The following is a 22,839-nucleotide window of genomic DNA, read 5'->3' as shown; positions in this document are numbered from 1 at the left end:
GAGAGCGATAATGAAAACGCTGCTGATAAAAGATTCTTCACTCGGCCTGGCATCAGGCCATTTAGCCTCGGAACGTCTGCAGGCGGCGGCAGGGCAGGCGGGACTGACGCTGGTCGACAGCGCCGCGGACGCCGAACTGGTGCTGGTGATTGGCCAGCAGGTTACCGACAACGCGCAGCTCGCCGGCAAGTCCGTTGCCCTCGTGGATGTGCAGCAGGCGCTGCGCGATCCGCGGGCGGCACTGGCGCTGGCTAAAGATGCGGCGCAACCGTGGCAGCCGGCTGCGGCAACCCCGGCGGCAAGCGCACCGGCGCAGAGCACCGGGCAGAAACGTATTGTGGCCGTCACCGCCTGTCCGACCGGCGTGGCGCACACCTTCATGGCAGCCGAGGCGATTGAGGCGGAAGCCAGTAAGCGCGGCTGGTGGGTAAAAGTGGAAACCCGCGGCTCAGTCGGCGCTGGCAACCCGATCACCCCGGAAGAAGTGGCTGCGGCCGATCTGGTGATCGTTGCGGCGGATATCGACGTTGACCTGGCGAAATTTGCCGGCAAGCCGATGTACCGCACCTCCACCAGTCTGGCGCTGAAGAAAACCGCACAGGAGCTGGATAAAGCGCAGGCGGAAGCCAAAGTCTGGCAGCCTTCCGGCAACCAGGCGGCAGCCAGCCAGAGCGACAGCAAAGAGAAAGCCGGTGCCTATCGGCATCTGCTGACCGGCGTATCTTATATGCTGCCGATGGTGGTCGCCGGCGGTCTGAGCATTGCGCTGTCATTCGCCTTTGGGATTACCGCGTTTAAAGAGCAGGGCACCTTAGCCGCGGCGCTGATGCAGATCGGTGGCGGCAGCGCCTTTGCGCTGATGGTGCCGGTGCTGGCGGGCTTTATCGCCTTCTCGATTGCTGACCGTCCGGGCCTGACGCCGGGTCTGATTGGCGGCATGATCGCCACCAGCATCAACGCCGGTTTCCTTGGCGGCATCATCGCCGGTTTCATCGCCGGTTACGCCGCGAAACTACTGAGCAGCAAAGTGAAGCTGCCGCAAAGTATGGAGGCGCTGAAGCCGATTCTGATCATTCCGCTGGTGGCCAGTCTGATTACCGGCCTGCTGATGATTTACGTGGTAGGCAAACCGGTTGCCGGCATCATGAGCGGCCTGACCAGCTGGCTGGCGAACATGGGCACTGCTAACGCGGTCCTGCTGGGCGCGATTCTGGGCGGCATGATGTGTACCGACATGGGCGGTCCGGTGAACAAAGTGGCTTACGCGTTTGGTGTTGGTCTGCTGAGTTCGCAAACCTACGCGCCGATGGCCGCGATCATGGCGGCCGGTATGGTGCCACCGCTGGCGATGGGGCTGGCAACGCTGGTAGCGCGTCGTAAGTTCAATAAAGGTCAGCAGGAGGGCGGTAAAGCCGCGCTGGTACTCGGCCTGTGCTTTATCTCCGAAGGTGCCATTCCGTTTGCGGCGCGAGATCCGATGCGCGTGCTGCCATGCTGTATCGTGGGTGGCGCAGTGACCGGTGCGATCTCCATGGCGATGGGTGCCAAACTGATGGCGCCGCACGGCGGGCTGTTCGTCCTGCTGATTCCAGGCGCCATTACCCCGGTGCTGGGTTACCTGCTGGCGATTGTGATTGGTACGCTGATTGCGGGTCTGGGCTATGCGATTCTGAAACGTCCGGAAGAGGAACTGGCCAAAGCCGCGTAACGGCAGCCAGGAACAACAAAGGGAGCCGCGGCTCCCTTTTTTTATTGGCGACAGGCCCCGGTGAAACCCGTTACGCCTGCTGCTCGGCCTTCAGCCAGGCAATTTCATCCTTCCAGATATCCGGATTGATGGTTTCGAGAATCATCGGGATACCGTCAAAACGCGCATCCTTCATCAGCCAGCTAAACGCGGTCTTGCCAATGTTGCCCTCGCCGAGGCTGTGATGGCGATCCACGCGGCTGCCGAGCGTGCTTTTGGCATCGTTAAGGTGCATACCGCGCAGATAATGGAAGCCTACCACGCGCTCAAACTCGGCAAAGGTGGCTTCACAGGCAGCTTCGCTGCGTAAATCATATCCGCCAGCGAAGGCGTGGCAGGTGTCGATGCATACGCCGACGCGCGATTTATCCTCGACGTGGTCAATAATCGCCGCGAGGTGTTCAAAGCGGAAACCGAGGTTGCTGCCCTGGCCGGCGGTATTCTCAATCACCGCTACCACGTTGTGGGTTTTATCCAGCGCAATGTTGATCGACTCGGCGATGCGCTTCAGGCAGGCATCTTCATCAATCTGCTGCAGGTGGCTGCCGGGATGGAAGTTGAGCAGCGTCAGACCAAGCTGTTCGGCGCGCTGCATCTCATCGATAAACGCCTCGCGCGATTTCTCCAGCGCGTCCATCACCGGATGGCCGAGGTTAATCAGATAGCTGTCGTGTGGCAGGATTTGCGCGGCGCTGAAGTTGTACTGATCGCAGGCGGTTTTAAAAGCGTCGATCACCTGCGCAGAGAGCGGCGCGGCTTTCCACTGGCGTTGATTTTTAGTGAACAGCGCAAAGGCTGTGGCTTCGATTTCATGGGCCCGGATCACTGCCTGGTCTACGCCGCCGGATGCGCTTACGTGTGCGCCGATATATTTCATGCCGCTCTCCTGAATGGGCGATTGCTGATGCAAAACGCCCATGATAGCGGATGCGCTTACGCCATGAAATGTTGCACCAGCACATTGAGTGCGCCGCCGCCGAGAATCAGCCAGATAAACATCAGCAGACCGAGCAGCAGCGGTTTGACGCCCGCCTGCTTCAGCGCGCCGAAACGGGTGGTTAAGCCCAGCGCCGCCATCGCCATCGCCAGCAGCAGATTCGCCAGCTGATTCAGTCCCGTTACCACCGGCGGTGGCAGCAGATGCAGCGAGTTAAACAGCGCCACCACAATAAACAACAAGGCAAACCACGGAAAGCGGATCGGCTGCTGTGCCTGACGCTGGTGGCTGCGCTGGCGCTGCAGCCAGCTGCCGAGGATCAGCAGAAACGGTGCCAGCATCATCACCCGCAGCATCTTGGCGATCACCGCCGTGTTCTCCGTTTCCGCGCCCATCGCATGGCCAGCCGCCACCACCTGCGCCACTTCGTGCAGCGTCGAGCCGGTAAAGACGCCAAAGTGCTGCGCGCTGACCTGCGGCAGCAGCGTCCAGAGAAACGGGTACAGCACAATGCCGACGGTGCCAAACAGCACCACGGTGGCCACCGCGACCGCCACTTTCGACGGTGCGGCTTTGATCACCGGTTCACTTGCCAGCACCGCTGCCGCACCGCAAATGCTGCTGCCGGCACCAATCAGCCACACGGTTTCGCGATCCATTTTCAGTACACGGATGCCGATCAGGCAGGTGATCAGAAAGGTTGAGCTTAGCACCAGCACATCAATCAGCACGCCGCTGACGCCGACATCGGCGATCTGCTGCACGGTGATGCGGAAGCCGTAAAGAATGATGCCGAGTCGCAGCAGTCGCTGTTTGGCCAGCAGCACCCCACTGTCGCACGGGGTCGCAACGCGGGGATACAGGCTATTACCCAGCACGATGCCGATAATGATGGCCAGCGTCAGCGCGCCGAATCCCGCGCCCGCCAGCCACGGCTGACTGGCCAGCCACGCGGCACCTGCGGCGATGGCGGCGGTCAGCAGCAGTCCCGGCAGCCAGCGATGAACATGAAAAGGGGTTTTGTTGACGCTTAGTTCAGCCATAATACGCTTCTCCTCAGTGAGGCTTTAGCGTGCGCCTGGCTGGCTTAAAAGTGAAATTGATAATATATTTATAATCAACCGGAATAAGTGATAAGGAAGGGCAACAATGTTCATGCGCTTGCGCCGCTGGGCGAAGCTCATCAAACGGGACGTGCTGACGCTGTGGTTTGCCTGTCGCGATCCGCGTACGCCGTGGTGGTTTAAGCTGCTGGCGTTTGGCATCGTCGCTTATGCGCTCAGCCCCATCGATCTGATTCCGGACTTCATCCCGATTATTGGCCTGCTGGATGACGCGATTATCATCCCGCTTGGCGTGATGATCCTGCTGCGTCTGCTGCCGCGCGACGTGCGCATCAGCAGCGCCGAACGCGCCGAGGTGCAGCGGGCGCGCGGCAAAAAGATCGTCAGCTGGAGCGGCCTGATTCTGATGCTGCTGATCTGGCTGGCGGTGGTGATCTATCTGGTGAAGCGGTACGCCATGTAAGGAGCACGCATGCACATTACGCTGCGTCAGATTGAAGTGTTTACCGAGGTGCTGAAAAGCGGCTCCACCACGCAGGCCTCACAGGTGCTGGCGCTGTCGCAGTCGGCGGTCAGCGCGGCCCTGGCCGATCTGGAAAGTCAGCTCGGCGTGCAGCTGTTTGACCGCGTCGGCAAACGGCTGGTGCTCAACGAGCACGGCCGGCTGCTCTATCCGCGTGCGGTCGGGCTGCTGGAGCAGGCGATTGAGATCGAACAGCTGTTTAAAGAAGACAACGGAGCGATTCGCCTGTTTGCCAGCAGCACCATCGGCAACTATCTGCTGCCGGGGATGATCGCCGCGTATCGCCGTGATTTTCCCACGCTGCCGCTGGAGCTGAGCGTCGGCAACAGCCAGGACGCCATCAATGCGGTGGCTGATTTTCGCGTCGATATCGGCCTGATTGAAGGGCCGTGCCATGAGCCGGATATCATCAGCGAACCGTGGCTGGAAGATGAACTGGTGGTGTTCGCCGCGCCGGATGCGCCGCTGTTACGGCAGCCGGTGACGCTGGAGACGCTGGCCGCTGCGCCGTGGATCCTGCGCGAGCGCGGTTCCGGTACGCGTGAGATTGTCGATTACCTGCTGCTGTCGCACCTGCCGCAGTTTCAGCTGGGGATGGAGTTAGGCAATTCGGAGGCGATTAAACACGCGGTGCGCCACGGCATGGGCATCAGCTGCTTATCGCGCCGGGTGATTACCGATCTGCTTGAGGCGGGCACGCTGACGGAAGTGCCGGTGCCCCTGCCGCGCCTGACGCGCACCCTGTATCGCATCCATCACCGGCAGAAACATCTGTCGAAAGCGCTGAGCCGCTTCCTCGCCTATTGCCGGGAATAGCTGCGGTGTGTCCTGTGCTGTGGCTAATAATTCCCGGCCGATTATGAAGGTAACTAATAACCCGAGGCGAATGCTATACAGTGCAGGCTTTGCTGCTACAATCGCGCCTTATTTTTATCCAGCATAGCGTTTACACATGCATAATGACTCAAAAACAACACAACAACCTGGGCTGCGCCGTGAATTAAAAGCGCGCCATCTCACCATGATCGCCATTGGCGGTTCTATCGGCACCGGCCTGTTTGTCGCCTCGGGTGCCACTATCTCTCAGGCGGGTCCTGGCGGTGCGTTACTCTCCTACGCGCTGATCGGCCTGATGGTCTACTTCCTGATGACCAGCCTCGGCGAACTGGCGGCGTTTATGCCGGTCTCCGGTTCCTTTGCCACCTACGGCGCCAAATATGTCGAAGAGGGCTTTGGCTTCGCGCTGGGCTGGAACTACTGGTACAACTGGGCGGTGACCATCGCTGTTGACCTCGTCGCCTCACAGCTGGTGATGAACTACTGGTTCCCGGACACGCCGGGCTGGATCTGGAGCGCGCTGTTCCTCGGTCTGATGTTCCTGCTCAACTATATTTCGGTCAAAGGCTTCGGCGAGGCGGAATACTGGTTCTCACTGATCAAAGTCGCCACCGTTATCATTTTTATTGTGGTCGGTGTGCTGATGATTACCGGCATCCTGCGCGGCGCAGAAAATGCTGGCTGGCACAACTGGACGGTGGGAGATGCGCCGTTTGCCGGCGGGTTTGCGGCGATGATTGGCGTGGCGATGATTGTCGGCTTCTCTTTCCAGGGCACCGAACTGATCGGGATTGCCGCCGGTGAATCAGAAGACCCGGCGAAGAATATCCCGCGCGCGGTGCGCCAGGTGTTCTGGCGCATTCTGCTGTTCTATGTGTTCGCGATCCTGATCATCAGCCTGATTCTGCCGTATACCGATCCGCAACTGCTGCATAACGATGTCACCGATATCAGCGTCAGCCCGTTCACGCTGGTGTTCCAGAATGCCGGTCTGCTGTCCGCGGCGGCGGTGATGAACGCGGTGATCCTGACGGCGGTGCTGTCGGCGGGTAACTCCGGGATGTACGCCTCAACGCGCATGCTGTTTAACCTGGCGCAGGAAGGCAAGGCACCGCGCATTTTTGCGAAGCTGTCGAAAGGCGGCGTACCGCGCAATGCCCTGCTGGCGACCACGGTGGTGGCAGCGCTGTGCTTCCTGACCTCGAAATTTGGCAATCAGGAAGTGTACCTGTGGCTGCTGAATACGTCAGGGATGACCGGCTTTATCGCCTGGCTCGGCATTGCTATCAGCCATTATCGCTTCCGCCGCGGCTATGTGGCGCAGGGGCTGAATCTGGCCGATCTGCCTTACCGCTCCGGCTTCTTCCCGCTGGGTCCGATGTTTGCGTTCGCGCTGTGTCTGATCATTACGCTGGGGCAGAATTATCAGGCATTTCTCGCCGATCGCATCGACTGGTACGGCGTAGCCGCAACCTATATCGGCATTCCGCTGTTCCTGGTTATCTGGCTGGGCTATAAGCTGACGCGCGGCACCCGCTTCGTGAAATACAGCGAGATGGAATTCCCTTCCTTTAAGCAGTAATGCCTGACAACGCGGCCACGGCCGCGTTTTTTTGCGAACTATTACGCTATGCAAACCTGGCGCAAACCATTCGGGCTTTGTTACAGAGACAGCATTGATAATTATTATCACCTGCTCTATTGTGGCAGCCGTTATAAGGCGACAGGAAACAGGTAGAACAATGCGTAGTACGGACTCCGCGCTGGTGGCGGAACATGGCACCGAAGCCGATACCCTGACCCGTTATCGTCAGGTTCTGCGTCAGCGACTGCTGCTGATTGGTGTGCTGGTGCTGGCGATCCTCGCTTCAGTTATCCTCGATTTCACCCTTGGCCCGGCCGGCCTGACGCTCGACACGCTGTGGCAAACGCTGCTCCATCCCGCAGCGGTGGACGCCGGCACGCGCGTGATCGTCTGGGACATCCGTCTGCCGTATGCGCTAATGGCGGTGGTGGTCGGCTTCTCACTCGGCCTCGCCGGTGCTGAAATGCAGACCATCCTCAATAACCCGCTGGCCAGCCCGTTTACGCTCGGCGTCTCGTCGGCAGCGGCGTTTGGTGCCGCGCTGGCGATCATTCTCGGCATTGGTATTCCCGGCGTGCCGGACCAGTGGCTGATCTCCGCCAATGCCTTTGTCTTCGCCTTGTTTGCCGCGCTGATGCTGGATGGCATCACGCGCTGGACCAAAGTCTCAACCTCCGGCGTGGTGCTGTTTGGCATCGCGCTGGTGTTCACCTTTAACGCCCTGGTTTCGATGATGCAGTTCATCGCCAGCGAAGATACGCTGCAGGGCCTGGTGTTCTGGACCATGGGCAGTCTGGCGCGTGCCTCATGGGAAAAACTGGGCGTGCTGAGCGCCGCCTTTGCCATCCTGCTGCCGTTCTCGATGCTCAGCAGCTGGAAACTCACGGCGCTGCGCCTGGGTGAAGATCGCGCGGTGAGCTTCGGCATTGATGTGCGGCGTCTGCGGCTGGCGACGCTGTTGCGCATCAGCATTCTCTCAGCGCTGGCGGTGGCATTCGTCGGCCCGATCGGCTTTATCGGCCTGGTCGCGCCGCACATTGCGCGCATGATGTTTGGTGAAGATCACCGCTACTATCTGCCGGCCAGTGCGCTGACCGGCGCGCTGGTGCTGTCGCTGGCGTCGGTGGCCTCGAAAAACCTCATTCCCGGCGTTATCATTCCGGTCGGCATCGTCACCTCGCTGGTGGGCGTGCCGTTCTTTCTCAGCATTATTCTGCGGCATCGGGGGACAGTGTGATGGAGCAGGGCTTACGCGTCAGCCACTTTTACGCCGGTTACCCGAAGCGGAACGTCATCGAGGATCTCAATGTCACGCAGCTGCCACGCGGCAAAATCACCGTGCTGCTGGGGCCCAACGGCTGCGGCAAATCGACGCTGCTGCGCGCGCTGGCCGGTCTGAGCAAAGGGCAGGGCGAGCTGTGGCTCAATGGTGAAGAGCTGATGAGCCAGCCGTTTGCCCGGCGCGCGCAGCGCGTGGTCTATCTGCCGCAGACGCTGCCAGCCGGTGTGCATCTGCACGTGCTGGAGTCGATCATCGTGGCGCAGCGTGCCTCCGGCGGATTACACAGCGCCGCCAGTGAAGCAGAAATCATGCACCTGCTGGAGCAGCTGGGCATTGCCCATCTGGCGATGCGTTATCTCGATCAGCTGTCCGGTGGCCAGAAGCAGCTGGTCGGGCTGGCGCAGTCGCTGATTCGCCGTCCGGAACTGCTGCTGCTGGATGAACCGCTCAGCGCGCTGGATTTGAATTATCAGTTCCACGTGATGGATTTGGTGCGGCGCGAAACCCGGCTGCGCAATATGGTGACGGTGGTGGTGGTGCATGACCTTAACATCGCTCTGCGTCATGCCGATCACGCGCTGATGCTGAAGCAGGGGCAATTACTGGCCGACGGTGTGCCGTCGCAGGTGATTACGCCGGAGACGCTGGCGCAGGTGTATGGCGTGCGCGGTCGCATTGAGCACTGCTCACAGGGCATGCCTCAGGTAATGATTGATGGGCTGGTGGCGGAATCACTGGCCTGACGCCAGACACGTTCTGCCCCTCAGCATCAGAGGGGCAGAGAAGTGCATTACGCCAGTAAATGCTGCGCGTGGAACCGCAGATGGTCCTCCACGAAGCTGGCGATAAAGAAGTAGCTGTGGTCATACCCCGGCTGGATACGCAGCTCCAGCGGGAAGTTCTGCTCGCGCGCCACTGCTTCCAGCCGCTCCGGGCGTAGCTGATCGGCGAGGAACTGATCGCTATCGCCCTGATCGATCAGCACTGGCAGGCGATGTTCAGCGTTCTGCATCAGCAGGCAGCTATCCCACTCGCGCCACGTCTGGCGATCGTCGCCCAGATAGGCGGCAAAGGCTTTCTGTCCCCACGGCACTTCGGTCGGGTTGACGATTGGCGCAAACGCGGACGCCGACGCAAAGCGCCCGCCGAGGCGCAGCGCCAGCACCAGCGCGCCGTGGCCGCCCATCGAATGTCCCATTACCGACTGGCGATCGCTCAGCTTGAAGTTATCCGCCACCAGTGCCGGCAGCTCCTCGCTGAGATAATCGAACATGCGATAATGTGCCGCCCACGGTTGCTGCGTGGCGTTGAGATAAAACCCGGCACCCTGGCCCAGATCGTACCCGCTGTCATTGGCCACTGCATCGCCGCGCGGACTGGTGTCCGGCATAATCAGCACCAGACCGAGTTCGGCCGCCACGCGCTGCGCACCGGCTTTGGTGGTGAAGTTCTCATCGTTGCAGGTCAGCCCGGCGAGAAACCACACCACCGGCGGTGGCGCGTCGTCGCGCGGCGGTGGCAGAAAAATGCTGAACGTCATCGGGCAGTTGAGCACGGCGGACTGATGACGCCAGCGCTGCTGCCAGCCGCCAAAAATACGGTGTTCTTCCAGCAGCTCCAGAGTGGATGCCATGTCGCCTCCTGCTTATTTATTAAAATGCACCACGGAACGGATCGATTTGCCTTCATGCATCAGCTCAAATGCCTCGTTGATCTCTTCCAGCGGCATGGTGTGGGTGATGAAATCATTCAGCGCAAACTTACCGTCGAGGTAATCCTGCACGATGCCCGGCAGCTGAGTGCGTCCTTTCACGCCGCCAAACGCCGACCCGCGCCATACGCGTCCGGTGACCAGCTGGAACGGCCGGGTAGAAATCTCTTCGCCGGCACCGGCAACGCCGATAATCACTGATTCGCCCCAGCCTTTATGGCAGCACTCCAGCGCGGAACGCATCACGTTGACGTTACCGATACACTCAAACGAGAAGTCCACGCCGCCGTCGGTCATCTCAACGATAACCTCCTGAATTGGCTTAGCAAAATCTTTCGGATTAACCAGGTCGGTCGCGCCCAGTTTGCGCGCCAGGTCAAACTTGCTGGTGTTGATATCAATACCGATGATGCGACCGGCCTTGGCCATTTTCGCCCCAATGATCGCCGACAGGCCAATACCGCCGAGGCCGAAAATCGCTACGGTGTCGCCTTCTTTCACTTTGGCGGTGTTCATCACCGCGCCCATGCCGGTGGTCACGCCACAGCCAAGCAGGCACACTTCTTCCAGCGGCGCTTCTTTGCTGATTTTCGCCAGGGAGATTTCCGGTACGACGGTGTACTCAGAGAAGGTCGAGGTGCCCATGTAATGGAAGATTGGCTTGCCGTCTTTGAAGAAGCGGGTGGTGCCGTCGGGCATCAGCCCTTTGCCCTGCGTGGTGCGGATTGCCTGACACAGGTTGGTTTTGCCGGAGAGACAGAATTTACACTTGCCGCACTCTGGCGTGTACAGCGGGATCACGTGATCGCCGACCGCGACGCTGGTAACGCCTTCGCCCACCGCTTCAACCACGCCGCCACCTTCGTGACCGAGGATCGCCGGGAATACGCCTTCCGGATCTTTACCTGACAAGGTGTAAGCATCGGTATGGCACACGCCGGTGGCAACGATGCGCACCAGCACTTCCCCTTTCTGTGGCGGCATCAGATCCACTTCTTCAATCTTCAGCGGTTCGCCAGCAGCCCAGGCCACGGCCGCGCGGGTTTTAATCATGTTCATGCAATCCCTCTTCCTGTGATGTCGTGATTGGATAAAAAATAACGCTTACTCAGCGGTCTGCAGCGGATGCAGCAGTTCATCGTTGAGCGGGCGGTCATCAAACATTTCAATAATCAGATACTTCAGCGCCTCAACGTTGGGCGTAAAGGCGTCGCGGCGCCACATCAGCCAGGTGGCCGTGTCGCGCCAGGTCGGCGGCAGGCTGTGCTGCTGCACGCGCGCGCGGGCCGGCATCTGCGCCAGCACCGAGGCGGGAATCATCGCCACGCCGCCGCCACCGGCTACGCAGGCGACCATGGCGTGATAAGACTGAATCTCCATAACGCTGTGCGGTGCGCTCTGGCTGTCGCGATACCAGGACTCCAGCCGGGTGCGGTACGAGCAGCTGTTGCCAAAGGCAAACAGCGTATCGCCCTGCGTATCGCGGGCGCTGTGAATCGGCGCGTGTTCGAGGCTGGTGATCAGCACCATCTCTTCACGAAAGGCAATGCAGCCATTCAGATCGTCATGACTGGCCGGACCGTCCACCAGCGCCGCCGCCAGCGTGCCGGCGCGCACTTTATCGATGATATCGCCTGAGGTGCCGGTCACCAGTGACAGCGCGACGTTGGGGAAGCGCTGATGATAGGCGGCCAGCAATCCCGGCAGGCGGGTGGCGGCGGTGCTCTCCATCGAACCGAAGGCAAAGTTACCACCGGGTTCACCGGCGCGCGCCATGTTCAGCGCCTCGTCGCTCAATGCCAGAATGCGCTGCGCATAATTGAGGAAATTGTGGCCCATCGGCGACAAACGAATGCGCTGCTTCTCACGAATAAACAGATCGACGCCGATTTCTTCTTCCAGCTGTCGCAGTCGCGTGGTGAGATTAGACGGCACGCGATGCAGCATTTCGGCGGCGCGCGCCAGTGAGCCGGTTTCGGCCACGGAACAGAACATGCGGAGCTGTACTAAATCCATATTCTCTTCTCGTAAACAACTTGGTTAATATTATTCACTTTTCGTGAGTCTAAACGTCATGCATGCTGCTGACAAGTGATAATCCAATCGATCCGGAGTCAGAATGGCGTGGCGAGTCGCGCTTAGCGCGTTTTTAAGTTTAGTGGTTGCAATGGGGATTGGGCGATTTGCGTTTACCCCGCAGGTGCCGCTGATGATTCACGACGGTCAGCTCACGCTCGCCAGCGCCAGCCTGGTCGCCGCGCTGAACTATCTCGGTTATCTGGCCGGATCGTTTGACGCGATGCGTGCGCAGCGGCGCGTGGAGTGGCGGCTGCAGCTGGGCGTCTGGGGTGCCGTCGCGCTGACGTTGCTGTCCGCCTGTATCAGCGGGCCGTGGCTGCATGCGGTGGTGCGTTTCCTGATCGGTGTCGCCAGCGGCTGGGCAATGGTGCTGGTGGCAGCATGGAGCAATGAGCAACTGCTGCATCACGGCCGGCCGGGCCTGTCGGCAGCGGTGTTTGCCGGTCCCGGCACCGGCATCTTCATCAGCGGCATGCTGGCGGTAATGCTGCACGCCAGCGGCGTGAGCGCGGCGTTTGCCTGGGCGGCGTACGGTGTGCTGGCGCTGCTGCTGATTGCCGCGATTGCGCGTTTCCTGCCGCGCAGCGGACAGCTGCATCGCCCGCAACAGGCCGCTGAGCCGCTGCTGCTGACGCGTGACCTGAAGCGTCTGATCCTCAGCTACAGCCTCGCCGGCTTTGGCTATATTCTGCCCGCCACCTTCCTGTCGCAAATGGCGGCGGCGCGCTTCCCTGATAGCGCTTTTGCGCAGTTTGTCTGGCCGGTGTTTGGCGGCGCGGCGGTGATCGGCATCGTGCTGGGGATCGTGACGCGCCACTGGGGCAGCAGCCATCGGCGGCTGGCGCTGGTGCTGTGGGCGCAGGCGCTGGGCGTAATCGCGGCCATCGTACTGCCGGGCATCAACGGTCTGCTGCTGGCGGCGCTGCTGATTGGCGGCGGCTTTCTCTGCGTGGTGCAGCTGTCGCTGCAGTACAGCCGGGAGCTGGCGCCGCACCACGCGCGCTATCTCGCCGGCCTGCTCACAACCGGTTATGCCATCGGACAGCTCGGTGGACCGCTGCTGTCCTGGATTTCCAGCCTGCTGTGGCACCGGCTCGATCCGGCGCTGTGGGTGGCCGGAGGCGGGTTGCTGCTGGCGGGGGCGCTGGTGATGCGGCGATCGCCCACCTGAAACGCTTTCATCTCCAATCGGATTGATTGCTGGATTAAGCGCGCGTTGTGTTTCACAATACGCGCTCAGAATTTCCCCCGCAGGCGCAGACCTGCGGGCGCATCACCTGCCGGAGAAGAGTACGATGAGCACCTTAAGTCAGGAAGCCGCCCTGGTTCACGAAGCACTGCTGGCGCGTGGCCTGGAAACGCCATTACGCGCCCCGGTGCGCGACATGGACGACGCGTCACGCAAGCGCGAGATCGCCGGCCACATGACCCAGATTATGCAGCTGCTGAATCTGGACCTGGAAGACGACAGCCTGATGGAGACGCCGCACCGCATCGCCAAGATGTACGTCGACGAAATCTTTTCAGGTCTGGATTACGCCAACTTCCCGAAAATCACCGTCATCGAAAACAAGATGAAGGTGGATGAAATGGTCACCGTGCGTGATATCACCCTGACCAGCACCTGTGAACACCACTTCGTGATCATCGACGGCAAAGCCACCGTGGCCTATATCCCTAAAGACAAGGTGATTGGCCTGTCGAAGATCAACCGTATCGTACAGTTCTTCGCCCAGCGTCCGCAGGTGCAGGAGCGTTTAACCCAGCAGGTGCTGGTGGCGCTGCAAACCCTGCTGGGCACCAATAACGTGGCGGTGTCGATCGATGCGGTGCACTACTGCGTGAAAGCGCGCGGCGTCAAAGATGCGACCAGCGCGACCACCACCACTTCACTCGGCGGATTGTTCAAATCGAGCCAGAACACGCGTCAGGAGTTCCTGCGCGCGGTACGCCACAGCTAAGCAGCGCGGGCGGCGTCGTTGTCGCCCGTGTTCCTCTCACCGTCAGGGCACTCGATGCAACGCTATCTCGCGCTGGATTTCATTCGTGGTTGCGCCATTCTCGGCATATTGCTGCTGAATATCGTCGGCTTTGGTCTGCCCTCGGCGGCCTATCTCAATCCGGCCTGGCAGGGTGAAGCCTCCGTTTCTGATGCCTGGACCTGGGCAATCATGGATGGCCTGGCGCAGCTAAAATTCCTGACGCTGTTTGCGCTGCTGTTTGGTGCCGGACTGGCACTGCAGGTGCCGCGCGGCAGCCGCTGGATCTCCTCACGCTTAACGCTGCTGGTCTTCATCGGGTTCATCCACGCGGTGTTCCTGTGGGAAGGCGACATCCTGCTGGATTATGGCCTGATTGGGTTGATTGTCTGGCGCATGCTGCGTGATGTGCCGTCGGAGCGGGCGCTATTACATACCGGCGTGCTGCTCTATCTGGTGGGCTGTGCCGTGCTGCTGGTGTTTGGCGTCATCTCCAGTCCGCAGCCGACGCGTTCGTGGCTGCCGGGCGCGGCAGATCTGGAGTATGAGAGCTACTGGAAACTGGTCGGCGGCTGGGAAGCGGTGCAGAATCGCCTCGAACACCTGTCATCCGGCCTGATGGCGCTGGCTTCGCAGTATGGCTGGCAGCTGGCCGGGCTGATGCTGATCGGTGCCGCGTTGATGCGCAGCGGCTGGCTGAGCGGCCAGTTTAGTCTGCAACACTACCGACGCGCGGCGGCGCTGTTACTGACCATCGGCTGGCTGATTGCCATACCCGGCGTGCTGGCACAGTGGCTGCTACAGTGGGAATTTCGCTGGAGCGGCTTTTTCCTGCAGGTGCCACGCGACCTCGCCAGTCCGTTTATCAGCCTTGGCTACGCTGCACTCTGTCTTGGTTACTGGCCGGCCATTGCCGCCACGCGGATCAGTTACGCCATTCAGTGCGTCGGGCGCATGGCGCTGAGCAATTATCTGCTGCAGACGCTGATCTGCACCACGCTGTTCTACCGCTTCGATCTGTTCCTCAAATTTGACCGCCTGCAGCTACTGGCTTTTGTACCGGCCATCTGGCTGGTCAATATTCTGTTCTCCGTGCTGTGGCTGCGCGTCTTCCCGCAGGGACCGATGGAGTGGCTCTGGCGCCGACTGACGCAGCTCGCCGCCGGAAAAGCGGATAACGCGTCCGCCGGCAGATAATGATGTTCATCACAAAGGTTGCATAATTGTATGTAACCGTTTTCATCCGTGTGACGTAATTCACGCAGCTGTTTCCGATGCCCTGACAGAATAGCGCCGTTACGCGCCAGTCGCGCATTTTCTCCTCTGTGGAACAACTGCATGATAACGATTCGTGATGTCGCCCGTCAGGCCGGGGTTTCCGTTGCCACCGTGTCGCGGGTGCTCAATAACAGCAGTGCAGTCACCTCTGATACCCGCGAAGCCGTGCTGCAGGCGGTTGAATTGCTCGGCTACCGGCCGAATGCTAACGCGCAGGCGCTGGCTACCCAGGTGAGCGATACCATCGGCGTGGTGGTCATGGACGTTTCCGATCCCTTCTTTGGTGCGCTGGTTAAAGCGGTGGATACCGTGGCGCAGCGCATGCACAAGCATGTGCTCATCAGCAATTCGTGGCATCAGGAAGAGAAAGAACGCCATGCCATTGAGGTGCTGATCCGCCAGCGCTGCAACGCGCTGGTGGTGCACGCGAAAACGCTTACAGACGCGGAGCTGGCCCGGTTTATGGATCAGGTTCCCGGTATGGTCCTGATTAATCGTACTATTCCCGGTTACGAGCACCGCTGCGTCTGCCTCGACAATGTTACCGGGGCGCAGGTAGCGACGCGCATGCTGTTACAGCAGGGCCATCAGCGCATTGGTTACCTCAGCTCCAGCCATCCGATTGAGGACGTGGCGCAGCGCCGCGACGGCTGGCTGCAGGCGCTGGCGGAGCAGGGCATCCGCCCGCCGGAGGGCTGGATTGCGCATGCCGAACCGGACATGCAGGGCGGTGAAGCCGCGATGGTGGAGCTGCTGGGGCGCAATCTGCACCTCACTGCGGTGTTCTCCTATAACGATGGCATGGCGGCCGGTGCGCTCACCGCGCTGAAAGATAACGGTATTCAGGTGCCGCAGCATTTCTCTGTCATCGGCTTCGATGACATCCCCATTTCCCGTTACACCGACCCGCAATTGACCACGGTGCGCTATCCCATTGTTTCTATGGCGAAACTGGCGACTGAGCTGGCCCTGCAGGGCGCAGCAGGCACGCTCGATCCGCACGCCGCGCACTGCTTCATGCCTACGCTGGTGCGGCGCCATTCGGTGGCGCAGCGGCAAACTGTGGAGTCGGTCACTAATTCAGGCGATAGCGCCGTGTAACCGTTTCCAATCTGTGATTGTATTCACAGTTAATTAACATGGCGCTCACTATGATGGCAGCGTCTTACCGGACTGAAACATTATGTAACGCCGGGCTTTCCTTCCCCGGTCTGGTTTCAGTAGCCGATTGAAATGGTTCACAACACACTTCAGGAAGCGTTTACCTACAGGGAAGTCAGGATAGCGATGGTGGTCCGGCTTGGTAGCAGCGCCTGCCCCATAAAAAAATAGCGTTTCAACCGACTGCGCTGTCTGCCCGCAGGCAATACGGCGCGATGAAATACCCTGCATAAAAAAACCGGAGATACCATGAATAAGAAGGTTTTCACGCTCACAGCACTGGTTGCCAGCATGATGTTTGGTGCAACTGCGCACGCCGCCGATACCCGCATTGGCGTGACAATTTATAAATATGACGACAACTTCATGTCGATGGTGCGCAAAGACATCGAAAAAGAGGCGAAAGCCGTTGGCGGCATTCAGCTGCTGATGAACGACTCACAGAACGACCAATCCAAACAGAACGACCAGATTGACGTGCTGATGGCGAAAGGCGTGAAAGCGCTGGCTATCAACCTGGTGGATCCGGCTGCTGCGGCAGTGGTGATCGACAAAGCGCGCTCGAACGACGTGCCGGTGGTGTTCTTCAACAAAGAGCCTAACGCGAAAGTGCTGGCCAGCTACGACAAAGCTTACTATGTCGGTACCGACTCCAAAGAGTCCGGCATCAAGCAGGGTGAGCTGATCGAGAAACACTGGAAAGCCACGCCAGCCTGGGATCTGAACAAAGACGGTCAGATTCAGTTCGTGCTGCTGAAAGGTGAACCGGGCCATCCGGATGCCGAAGCGCGTACCAAATACGTTATCGAAACCCTGAACAAAGACGGCATCAAAACCCAGCAGCTGGCGATGGATACTGCAATGTGGGATACCGCGCAGGCGAAAGACAAAGTGGACGCCTGGCTGTCTGGCCCGAACGCCAACAAAATTGAAGTAATCATCGCGAACAACGATGCGATGGCGATGGGTGCGGTTGAAGCGCTGAAGGCGCACAACAAAACCAGCATTCCGGTATTTGGTGTTGACGCCCTGCCAGAAGCGCTGGCGCTGGTGAAATCCGGTGCGATGGCCGGTACCGTGCTGAACGATGCGGAAAACCAGGCGAAAGCCACGCTGGACATTGCTAACAACCTGGCCAATGGCAAAGAGCCAACCGCAGGTACCAACTTCAAGATGGATGGCAAAGTCGTACGCGTACCGTACGTACCGGTTGATAAAGAAAACCTGTCGCAGTTTGTGAAGTAATTCGTCCCGGGCGCGGCTTTTCTGCCGCGCCTTATTGCATCTGACCAACGCTTTTTTTAGCCAGGTAAATTATGGCCAGTGAGAATCCGACCACACAGCGAGAATATCTGCTGGAGATGACGAATGTCTCGAAATCATTTCCAGGGGTGAAAGCCTTAGATAATGTGAATTTAAAAGTGCGGCCGCACTCCGTCCATGCCTTAATGGGTGAAAACGGCGCCGGAAAATCCACTTTATTAAAATGCCTGTTTGGGATTTATAAAAAGGATACGGGGAGCATCCTGTTTCAGGGTGAGGAAATAGATTACAAATCCTCCAAAGAGGCGCTGGAAAATGGCGTTTCAATGGTGCATCAGGAATTAAATCTGGTGCTGCAGCGCAACGTGATGGACAACATGTGGCTGGGGCGCTATCCGCGCAAAGGGCCGTTTGTCGATCAGGATAAAATGTATCGTGATACCAAAGCGATCTTTGATGAATTAGATATTGATATCGATCCGCGTGATAAAGTCGCGACGCTTTCGGTATCGCAAATGCAGATGATTGAAATCGCCAAGGCGTTTTCCTATGACGCGAAAATCGTCATTATGGATGAGCCCACGTCATCGCTGACCGAAAAAGAAGTTAACCACCTGTTCACCATTATCCGTAAGCTGAAAGATCGCGGCTGCGGTATTGTTTATATTTCGCATAAAATGGAAGAGATTTTCCAGCTGTGCGATGAGATCACCATTCTGCGTGACGGCCAGTGGATTGCCACCCAGCCGCTGGAAGGGCTGGACATGGACAAGATCATCGCCATGATGGTCGGCCGTTCACTCAACCAGCGCTTCCCGGACAAAACTAACGTGCCGGGTGAAGTGATTCTGGAGGTGCGCAATCTGACCTCGCTGCGCCAGCCATCGATCCGTGATATCTCGTTTGATCTGCACAAAGGCGAGATTCTCGGGATTGCCGGCCTGGTGGGCGCCAAGCGTACTGACATTGTGGAAACCTTATTTGGTATCCGTGAGAAGTCGGGTGGCACCATTAAACTGCACGGTAAAGCAATTAATAACCACAGCGCCAACGAAGCCATCAACCATGGTTTTGCGCTGGTGACGGAAGAGCGGCGTTCCACCGGGATTTATGCCTACCTGGATATTGGCTTTAACTCGCTCATTTCTAATATCAAGAAATATAAATCCAGTATGGGTCTGCTGGATAATAAACGCATGAAAAGCGATACCCAGTGGGTCATTGATGCCATGCGGGTGAAAACACCCGGCCATCATACCCAAATTGGATCGCTCTCCGGCGGTAACCAGCAAAAAGTCATTATTGGTCGCTGGTTATTGACGCAGCCGGAAATACTGATGCTTGATGAACCGACGCGCGGTATTGACGTCGGCGCTAAATTCGAGATTTATCAGCTGATCTCGGAGCTGGCGAAAAAAGAAAAGGGCATCATTATTATCTCTTCTGAAATGCCAGAGCTGCTGGGCATTACCGACCGTATTTTAGTAATGAGTAATGGTCAGGTAGCGGGCATTGTCGATACTAAAACGACCTCGCAGAATGAAATCCTGCGTTTAGCGTCATTACACCTTTAATGAAGCAAGGGCTTTAACATGAAAGCGACTACTAAAAAGAATGCGCTAACCTGGTTAAAAGAGGGCGGCATTTATGTTGTCCTGTTGGTACTGCTGGCGATTATTATTTTCCAGGATCCGACCTTTTTAAGCCTGATGAACCTGAGTAACATTCTGACTCAGTCATCGGTCCGTATTATTATCGCACTCGGCGTAGCCGGTCTGATCGTGACCCAGGGCACCGACCTGTCGGCAGGGCGCCAGGTGGGTCTGGCGGCGGTGGTGGCAGCAACGCTGCTGCAGTCGATGGATAACGCCAACAAGGTGTTCCCGCATCTGGAAACCGTGCCGATTCCGCTGGTGATTCTGACCGTGTGCATCATCGGTGGCGTGATTGGTCTGGTTAATGGCGTGATCATTGCTTACCTGAAGGTGACGCCGTTTATCACCACGCTGGGCACCATGATCATCGTTTACGGCATCAACTCGCTGTACTACGACTTCGTGGGCGCTTCACCGATTGCCGGTTTTGACGCTGGCTTCTCGAAGTTTGCCCAGGGCTTCCTGCGCTTCGGCGACTTCAAGCTGTCGTTTATCACCTTCTACGCGATTATCGCCATCGTGTTCGTCTGGATCCTGTGGAATAAAACCCGCTTCGGCAAAAACATTTTTGCTATTGGCGGTAACCCGGAAGCGGCGAAAGTCTCTGGCGTTAACGTTCCGCTTAACCTGATCCTGGTGTATGCGCTGTCCGGCGTGTTCTATGCCTTCGGCGGGATGCTGGAAGCGGGCCGTATCGGCAGCGCCACCAACAACCTCGGCTTTATGTATGAGCTGGATGCGATTGCGGCCTGCGTGGTGGGCGGCGTGTCGTTCGCCGGCGGGGTAGGTACCGTCGCGGGTGTGGTGACCGGTGTGATCATCTTCACCGTCATCAACTACGGTCTGACCTACATCGGCGTGAACCCGTACTGGCAGTACATCATCAAGGGCGGCATCATCATCTTCGCTGTGGCGCTTGATTCGCTGAAATACGCGCGCAAGAAATAGCAGAGAACAAGTTTAACCATCAGGGCTGCGGCAACGCGGCCCTTTTTGTTTTTATTGCACAATAAGGATAGCGGTGAGACTTGCAGGGGATGGCCGGTATTTTGTAGGGTGCGCATTGATGCGCACCGGCAGCATCGCCGCGATCCTGCTTAACTTGCCAACGTCAGATCCGGCTGCTGCCCTCTCGCCGGTTATTTCCGCAGCTTCTCTTCCAGCTCGAGCAACTGTTCCGGTGTGACCGCCGGGTAGCTCTGCGCATCTTCAGGCACTTCATGCACCGCCGGAATCGGCACCAGCGGGCCAAGGAAACGCGGCTCGCGCTTCATCAGATAGAGATCCGCCAGCGCACCGAGACGCGCACCCACCTCGCGGAACCGCACCGACAGCATATTCTTGGGCGACGGCACGGCGTAGCACTGCGCCTGAATGCCCAGATGCTGGGCGATATACAGTGCGCGTTCGCAGTGGAAGCGCTGGGTAATGATGATGAAGTCGTTGGTGTCGAAGACTTTGCGTGTGCGCACAATCGAATCCAGCGTACGGAAACCGGCATAATCCAGCACGATGTCTGAGGGATCGACGCCGGCTTTGATCAAATCGCGTCGCATGGTCATCGGTTCGTTGTAGCTCTGCAGCGCATTATCGCCGCTCAGCAGCAGATAATTCACCTTGCCGCTGTTGTAAGCGTTGAGCGCGCCCTGAATGCGATACAGGTAGTACTGATTGATGACGCCGGTGCGGTAATACTTGGCGGTGCCCAGCACCACGCCGACCTGACGATGCGGCAGCGAAGCGACATCTTCATAAATAAACGGCGCGGTTCGCCAGCTAATCCAGCGATCGAGGCCGAGCGCGGTCGCCATCACCAGTAAGATGATGATAAACAGACCAAAGAAAACGCGTTTAAATATGCGCACGGGCACTCGGTTGACGAAAATTCAGATGGGTCAAGGCTACTTGAGGCGGCACGGCTAAGCAAGTTCGCGCCGGTCGGCTGGCGTTTTTTTAAGCGCTGCCGCACCTGAAGCGTGCGGCAGCGTCGGTCTGCAATTAAATCGAGGTACGTCGATAGTAACGATACTGCGGCAGCCAGAAGTTGTTGTTGATGGCTTTCGACAGTACGTCCTCGGAGGTAACCACCGCCACGCCCGCCAGCTGCGCCGCTTTGCCCACTTCCATGGCGATCACTTTGGAGACGCCCTGGATGTCCTTAATCTCAGGCAGCACCGGACCTTCACCGTCGTTAACCAGCGGTGAGCAGTCAGCCAGCGCGCGGCTGGCGGTCATCAGCATCGAGTCCGTTACGCGGGTGGCACCGGCAGCGATCACGCCGAGACCGATACCCGGGAAGATATAGGAGTTGTTGCACTGGGCAATCGGGTAGGTTTTGCCTTTCCAGGTGACCGGTGCAAACGGGCTGCCGGTGGCGACCAGCGCGTCACCGTCGGTCCAGGCGATGATATCTGCCGGCGTTGCTTCCACGCGTGAGGTCGGGTTCGAGAGCGGCATCACGATCGGGCGTTTGCAGTGCTTGTGCATCTCGCGAATGATCTCTTCGGTGAACAGTCCCGGCTGGCCGGAAACGCCGATCAGGATATCCGGCCGGGCATTGCGCACCACGTCGAGCAGTGAAATCGAATCGCTGGTCACGTCCCAGTCTTTCAGATTGTCGCTCTTCTGCACCAGCTTGCTCTGGAAATCGAGCAGGTTAGGCAATTTGTCAGTGAGCAGGCCGAAACGGTCTACCATCATCACGCGCGCGCGCGCTTCATCATCGCTCAGGCCTTCGGATTTCATCTGTGCGACGATCTGCTCGGCAATACCGCAGCCGGCGGAACCGGCACCGAGGAACACCACTTTCTGCTCGCACAGACGGCTGCCTGCAGCGCGGCTGGCGGCGATCAGCGTGCCCACCGTGACAGCGGCCGTGCCCTGAATATCGTCATTGAAGCAGCAGATCTCATCGCGGTAACGCTCCAGCAGCGGCATGGCGTTTTTCTGCGCGAAATCTTCAAACTGCAGCAGCACGTTTGGCCAGCGGCGCTTCACCGCCTGAATGAATTCATCAACGAAGGCTTCGTACTCTTCGCCGGTGATGCGCGGATGGCGCCAGCCCATGTAGAGCGGATCGTTCAGCAGTTGCTGATTATTGGTGCCGACATCCAGCACCACCGGCAGGGTGTAGGCCGGGCTGATGCCACCACACGCGGTGTACAGCGACAGCTTACCGATAGGAATGCCCATGCCGCCGATGCCCAGATCGCCGAGGCCGAGAATACGCTCGCCGTCGGTGACCACGATAACTTTGACATTCTGCTTGGTGGCGTTTTGCAGCATGTCTTCAATGCGGTCGCGGTTGTTATAGGAGATAAACACCCCGCGCGCGCGACGGTAAATTTCTGAGAAGTGCTCGCAGGCCGCGCCAACCGTTGGGGTGTAGATGATCGGCATCATCTCTTCCAGGTGGTTGTCCAGCAAGCGATAGAATAGCGTTTCGTTGGTGTCCTGGATGTTGCGCAGGTAGACGTGCTTGTCGTTATTGTTTTTGAAGTCCAGGAACTGACGCCAGGCGCGCTCGGCCTGCTCTTCGATGGTTTCTACGGCGTCTGGCAGCAGGCCATTGAGGTTAAATTCGTTACGTTCTTCCAGCGAGAAGGCGCTGCCTTTGTTCAACAGCGGAAATTCCAGCAGGATCGGACCCGCGTAAGGAATATACAGCGGACGTTTACTTTCGTACTCGAGTTCCATGCAGTGTTTGCTCCGGTTGCAGTGTTTTCTGACGTGTCGCCA

Annotated in this window: 20 protein-coding genes; 13 read left to right on the top strand and 7 right to left on the bottom strand. The window is 58.6% G+C overall.

Annotation, left to right across the window (positions count from 1 at the left end; genetic code table 11):
• Nucleotides 1-10: 10 nt before the first annotated feature.
• Entirely contained in the window at nt 11-1,708 is a 1,698-nt protein-coding gene (gene fruA, locus FT726_RS05440; RefSeq protein WP_346302545.1) for a PTS fructose transporter subunit IIBC, read from the top strand.
• 70 nt (nt 1,709-1,778) lie between these two features.
• On the opposite strand, the gene nfo is transcribed toward fruA, so the two are convergent.
• Complete coding sequence (nfo, locus tag FT726_RS05435) at nt 1,779-2,624, bottom strand: deoxyribonuclease IV (RefSeq protein ID WP_346302544.1); 846 nt, start codon at nt 2,622-2,624, stop codon at nt 1,779-1,781.
• Between the two features lie 56 nt (nt 2,625-2,680).
• On the bottom strand, nt 2,681-3,727 hold the full coding sequence (locus tag FT726_RS05430) for a YeiH family putative sulfate export transporter (RefSeq protein ID WP_021509269.1): 1,047 nt from the start codon (nt 3,725-3,727) through the stop codon (nt 2,681-2,683).
• Nucleotides 3,728-3,833: 106 nt separating this feature from the next.
• Here FT726_RS05430 and FT726_RS05425 point away from each other — a divergent pair, with 106 nt between their 5' ends.
• The 5 genes from FT726_RS05425 (at nt 3,834) to FT726_RS05405 (ending at nt 8,718) form a co-directional block, all read left to right on the top strand.
• On the top strand, nt 3,834-4,211 hold the full coding sequence (locus FT726_RS05425; RefSeq protein WP_058757253.1) for a YkvA family protein: 378 nt from the start codon (nt 3,834-3,836) through the stop codon (nt 4,209-4,211).
• A 9-nt stretch (nt 4,212-4,220) separates the two neighbouring features.
• Entirely contained in the window at nt 4,221-5,087 is an 867-nt protein-coding gene (gene yieE / locus FT726_RS05420) for a DNA-binding transcriptional regulator YeiE (protein ID WP_021509271.1), read from the top strand.
• A gap of 136 nt (nt 5,088-5,223) precedes the next feature.
• On the top strand, nt 5,224-6,690 hold the full coding sequence (locus FT726_RS05415; RefSeq protein WP_021509272.1) for an amino acid permease: 1,467 nt from the start codon (nt 5,224-5,226) through the stop codon (nt 6,688-6,690).
• A gap of 160 nt (nt 6,691-6,850) precedes the next feature.
• Entirely contained in the window at nt 6,851-7,930 is a 1,080-nt protein-coding gene (locus tag FT726_RS05410; RefSeq protein WP_058757255.1) for an iron ABC transporter permease, read from the top strand.
• Nucleotides 7,930-8,718, top strand: a complete 789-nt coding sequence (locus tag FT726_RS05405; RefSeq protein ID WP_346302543.1) for an ABC transporter ATP-binding protein — start codon at nt 7,930-7,932, stop codon at nt 8,716-8,718. Before FT726_RS05410 ends, FT726_RS05405 begins: the two co-directional genes overlap by 1 nt.
• A gap of 47 nt (nt 8,719-8,765) precedes the next feature.
• Here FT726_RS05405 and fghA read toward each other — a convergent pair whose 3' ends face one another.
• From fghA to ptrR, 3 genes are read right to left on the bottom strand one after another with little or no spacing between them, the layout of a single operon-like run.
• On the bottom strand, nt 8,766-9,608 hold the full coding sequence (gene fghA, locus FT726_RS05400; RefSeq protein WP_021509275.1) for an S-formylglutathione hydrolase: 843 nt from the start codon (nt 9,606-9,608) through the stop codon (nt 8,766-8,768).
• Nucleotides 9,609-9,620: 12 nt separating this feature from the next.
• Nucleotides 9,621-10,745 (bottom strand): S-(hydroxymethyl)glutathione dehydrogenase/class III alcohol dehydrogenase, encoded by a 1,125-nt coding sequence (locus FT726_RS05395; RefSeq protein ID WP_021509276.1) that lies wholly within the window; start codon nt 10,743-10,745, stop codon nt 9,621-9,623.
• Between the two features lie 45 nt (nt 10,746-10,790).
• Nucleotides 10,791-11,702 (bottom strand): putrescine utilization regulator PtrR, encoded by a 912-nt coding sequence (gene ptrR, locus FT726_RS05390; RefSeq protein WP_288421995.1) that lies wholly within the window; start codon nt 11,700-11,702, stop codon nt 10,791-10,793.
• A 103-nt stretch (nt 11,703-11,805) separates the two neighbouring features.
• Between ptrR and FT726_RS05385 the strand changes: the two genes are divergently transcribed.
• The 7 genes from FT726_RS05385 (at nt 11,806) to mglC (ending at nt 20,049) form a co-directional block, all read left to right on the top strand.
• Nucleotides 11,806-12,936, top strand: coding sequence for a YbfB/YjiJ family MFS transporter (locus FT726_RS05385; RefSeq protein WP_104093090.1), 1,131 nt, complete (start codon nt 11,806-11,808; stop codon nt 12,934-12,936).
• A 124-nt stretch (nt 12,937-13,060) separates the two neighbouring features.
• Nucleotides 13,061-13,726 (top strand): GTP cyclohydrolase I FolE, encoded by a 666-nt coding sequence (gene folE, locus FT726_RS05380; RefSeq protein WP_021509279.1) that lies wholly within the window; start codon nt 13,061-13,063, stop codon nt 13,724-13,726.
• 54 nt (nt 13,727-13,780) lie between these two features.
• Nucleotides 13,781-14,941, top strand: a complete 1,161-nt coding sequence (yeiB, locus tag FT726_RS05375; protein WP_159378523.1) for a DUF418 domain-containing protein YeiB — start codon at nt 13,781-13,783, stop codon at nt 14,939-14,941.
• Between the two features lie 141 nt (nt 14,942-15,082).
• Entirely contained in the window at nt 15,083-16,123 is a 1,041-nt protein-coding gene (gene galS / locus FT726_RS05370; protein ID WP_346302542.1) for an HTH-type transcriptional regulator GalS, read from the top strand.
• 309 nt (nt 16,124-16,432) lie between these two features.
• Entirely contained in the window at nt 16,433-17,428 is a 996-nt protein-coding gene (gene mglB, locus FT726_RS05365; protein ID WP_021509282.1) for a galactose/glucose ABC transporter substrate-binding protein MglB, read from the top strand.
• 71 nt (nt 17,429-17,499) lie between these two features.
• The gene (gene mglA / locus FT726_RS05360; protein WP_021509283.1) at nt 17,500-19,020 is read left to right on the top strand and encodes a galactose/methyl galactoside ABC transporter ATP-binding protein MglA; all 1,521 of its coding nucleotides are present in this window, start codon (nt 17,500-17,502) and stop codon (nt 19,018-19,020) included.
• A gap of 18 nt (nt 19,021-19,038) precedes the next feature.
• Nucleotides 19,039-20,049, top strand: a complete 1,011-nt coding sequence (gene mglC / locus FT726_RS05355; RefSeq protein WP_021509284.1) for a galactose/methyl galactoside ABC transporter permease MglC — start codon at nt 19,039-19,041, stop codon at nt 20,047-20,049.
• A gap of 191 nt (nt 20,050-20,240) precedes the next feature.
• On the opposite strand, the gene sanA is transcribed toward mglC, so the two are convergent.
• Both sanA and FT726_RS05345 read right to left on the bottom strand, forming a co-directional pair.
• Complete coding sequence (sanA, locus tag FT726_RS05350) at nt 20,241-20,960, bottom strand: outer membrane permeability protein SanA (RefSeq protein ID WP_215801088.1); 720 nt, start codon at nt 20,958-20,960, stop codon at nt 20,241-20,243.
• 139 nt (nt 20,961-21,099) lie between these two features.
• Nucleotides 21,100-22,797, bottom strand: a complete 1,698-nt coding sequence (locus tag FT726_RS05345) for an NAD-dependent malic enzyme (protein WP_282996090.1) — start codon at nt 22,795-22,797, stop codon at nt 21,100-21,102.
• Between the last annotated feature and the right edge of the window lie 42 nt (nt 22,798-22,839).

It is taken from the genome of Pantoea sp. Morm (genome assembly GCF_016643525.1).
Lineage (GTDB): Bacteria > Pseudomonadota > Gammaproteobacteria > Enterobacterales > Enterobacteriaceae > Pantoea > Pantoea dispersa.
Note: the sequence above shows the minus strand (reverse complement) of the source record. Positions and strands in the feature narration are given on the sequence as shown.

Coding starts and splice junctions, on each gene's coding strand:
- galS (WP_346302542.1), top strand. CDS start 15,083: ATGATAACGATTCGTGATGTCGCCCGTCAGGCCGGGGTTTCCGTTGCC.
- FT726_RS05425 (WP_058757253.1), top strand. CDS start 3,834: ATGTTCATGCGCTTGCGCCGCTGGGCGAAGCTCATCAAACGGGACGTG.
- mglB (WP_021509282.1), top strand. CDS start 16,433: ATGAATAAGAAGGTTTTCACGCTCACAGCACTGGTTGCCAGCATGATG.
- FT726_RS05345 (WP_282996090.1), bottom strand. CDS start 22,797: ATGGAACTCGAGTACGAAAGTAAACGTCCGCTGTATATTCCTTACGCG.
- FT726_RS05410 (WP_058757255.1), top strand. CDS start 6,851: ATGCGTAGTACGGACTCCGCGCTGGTGGCGGAACATGGCACCGAAGCC.
- FT726_RS05415 (WP_021509272.1), top strand. CDS start 5,224: ATGCATAATGACTCAAAAACAACACAACAACCTGGGCTGCGCCGTGAA.
- FT726_RS05385 (WP_104093090.1), top strand. CDS start 11,806: ATGGCGTGGCGAGTCGCGCTTAGCGCGTTTTTAAGTTTAGTGGTTGCA.
- FT726_RS05430 (WP_021509269.1), bottom strand. CDS start 3,727: ATGGCTGAACTAAGCGTCAACAAAACCCCTTTTCATGTTCATCGCTGG.
- mglA (WP_021509283.1), top strand. CDS start 17,500: ATGGCCAGTGAGAATCCGACCACACAGCGAGAATATCTGCTGGAGATG.
- mglC (WP_021509284.1), top strand. CDS start 19,039: ATGAAAGCGACTACTAAAAAGAATGCGCTAACCTGGTTAAAAGAGGGC.
- nfo (WP_346302544.1), bottom strand. CDS start 2,624: ATGAAATATATCGGCGCACACGTAAGCGCATCCGGCGGCGTAGACCAG.
- yieE (WP_021509271.1), top strand. CDS start 4,221: ATGCACATTACGCTGCGTCAGATTGAAGTGTTTACCGAGGTGCTGAAA.
- fruA (WP_346302545.1), top strand. CDS start 11: ATGAAAACGCTGCTGATAAAAGATTCTTCACTCGGCCTGGCATCAGGC.
- folE (WP_021509279.1), top strand. CDS start 13,061: ATGAGCACCTTAAGTCAGGAAGCCGCCCTGGTTCACGAAGCACTGCTG.
- yeiB (WP_159378523.1), top strand. CDS start 13,781: ATGCAACGCTATCTCGCGCTGGATTTCATTCGTGGTTGCGCCATTCTC.
- ptrR (WP_288421995.1), bottom strand. CDS start 11,702: ATGGATTTAGTACAGCTCCGCATGTTCTGTTCCGTGGCCGAAACCGGC.
- FT726_RS05405 (WP_346302543.1), top strand. CDS start 7,930: ATGGAGCAGGGCTTACGCGTCAGCCACTTTTACGCCGGTTACCCGAAG.
- fghA (WP_021509275.1), bottom strand. CDS start 9,608: ATGGCATCCACTCTGGAGCTGCTGGAAGAACACCGTATTTTTGGCGGC.
- FT726_RS05395 (WP_021509276.1), bottom strand. CDS start 10,745: ATGAACATGATTAAAACCCGCGCGGCCGTGGCCTGGGCTGCTGGCGAA.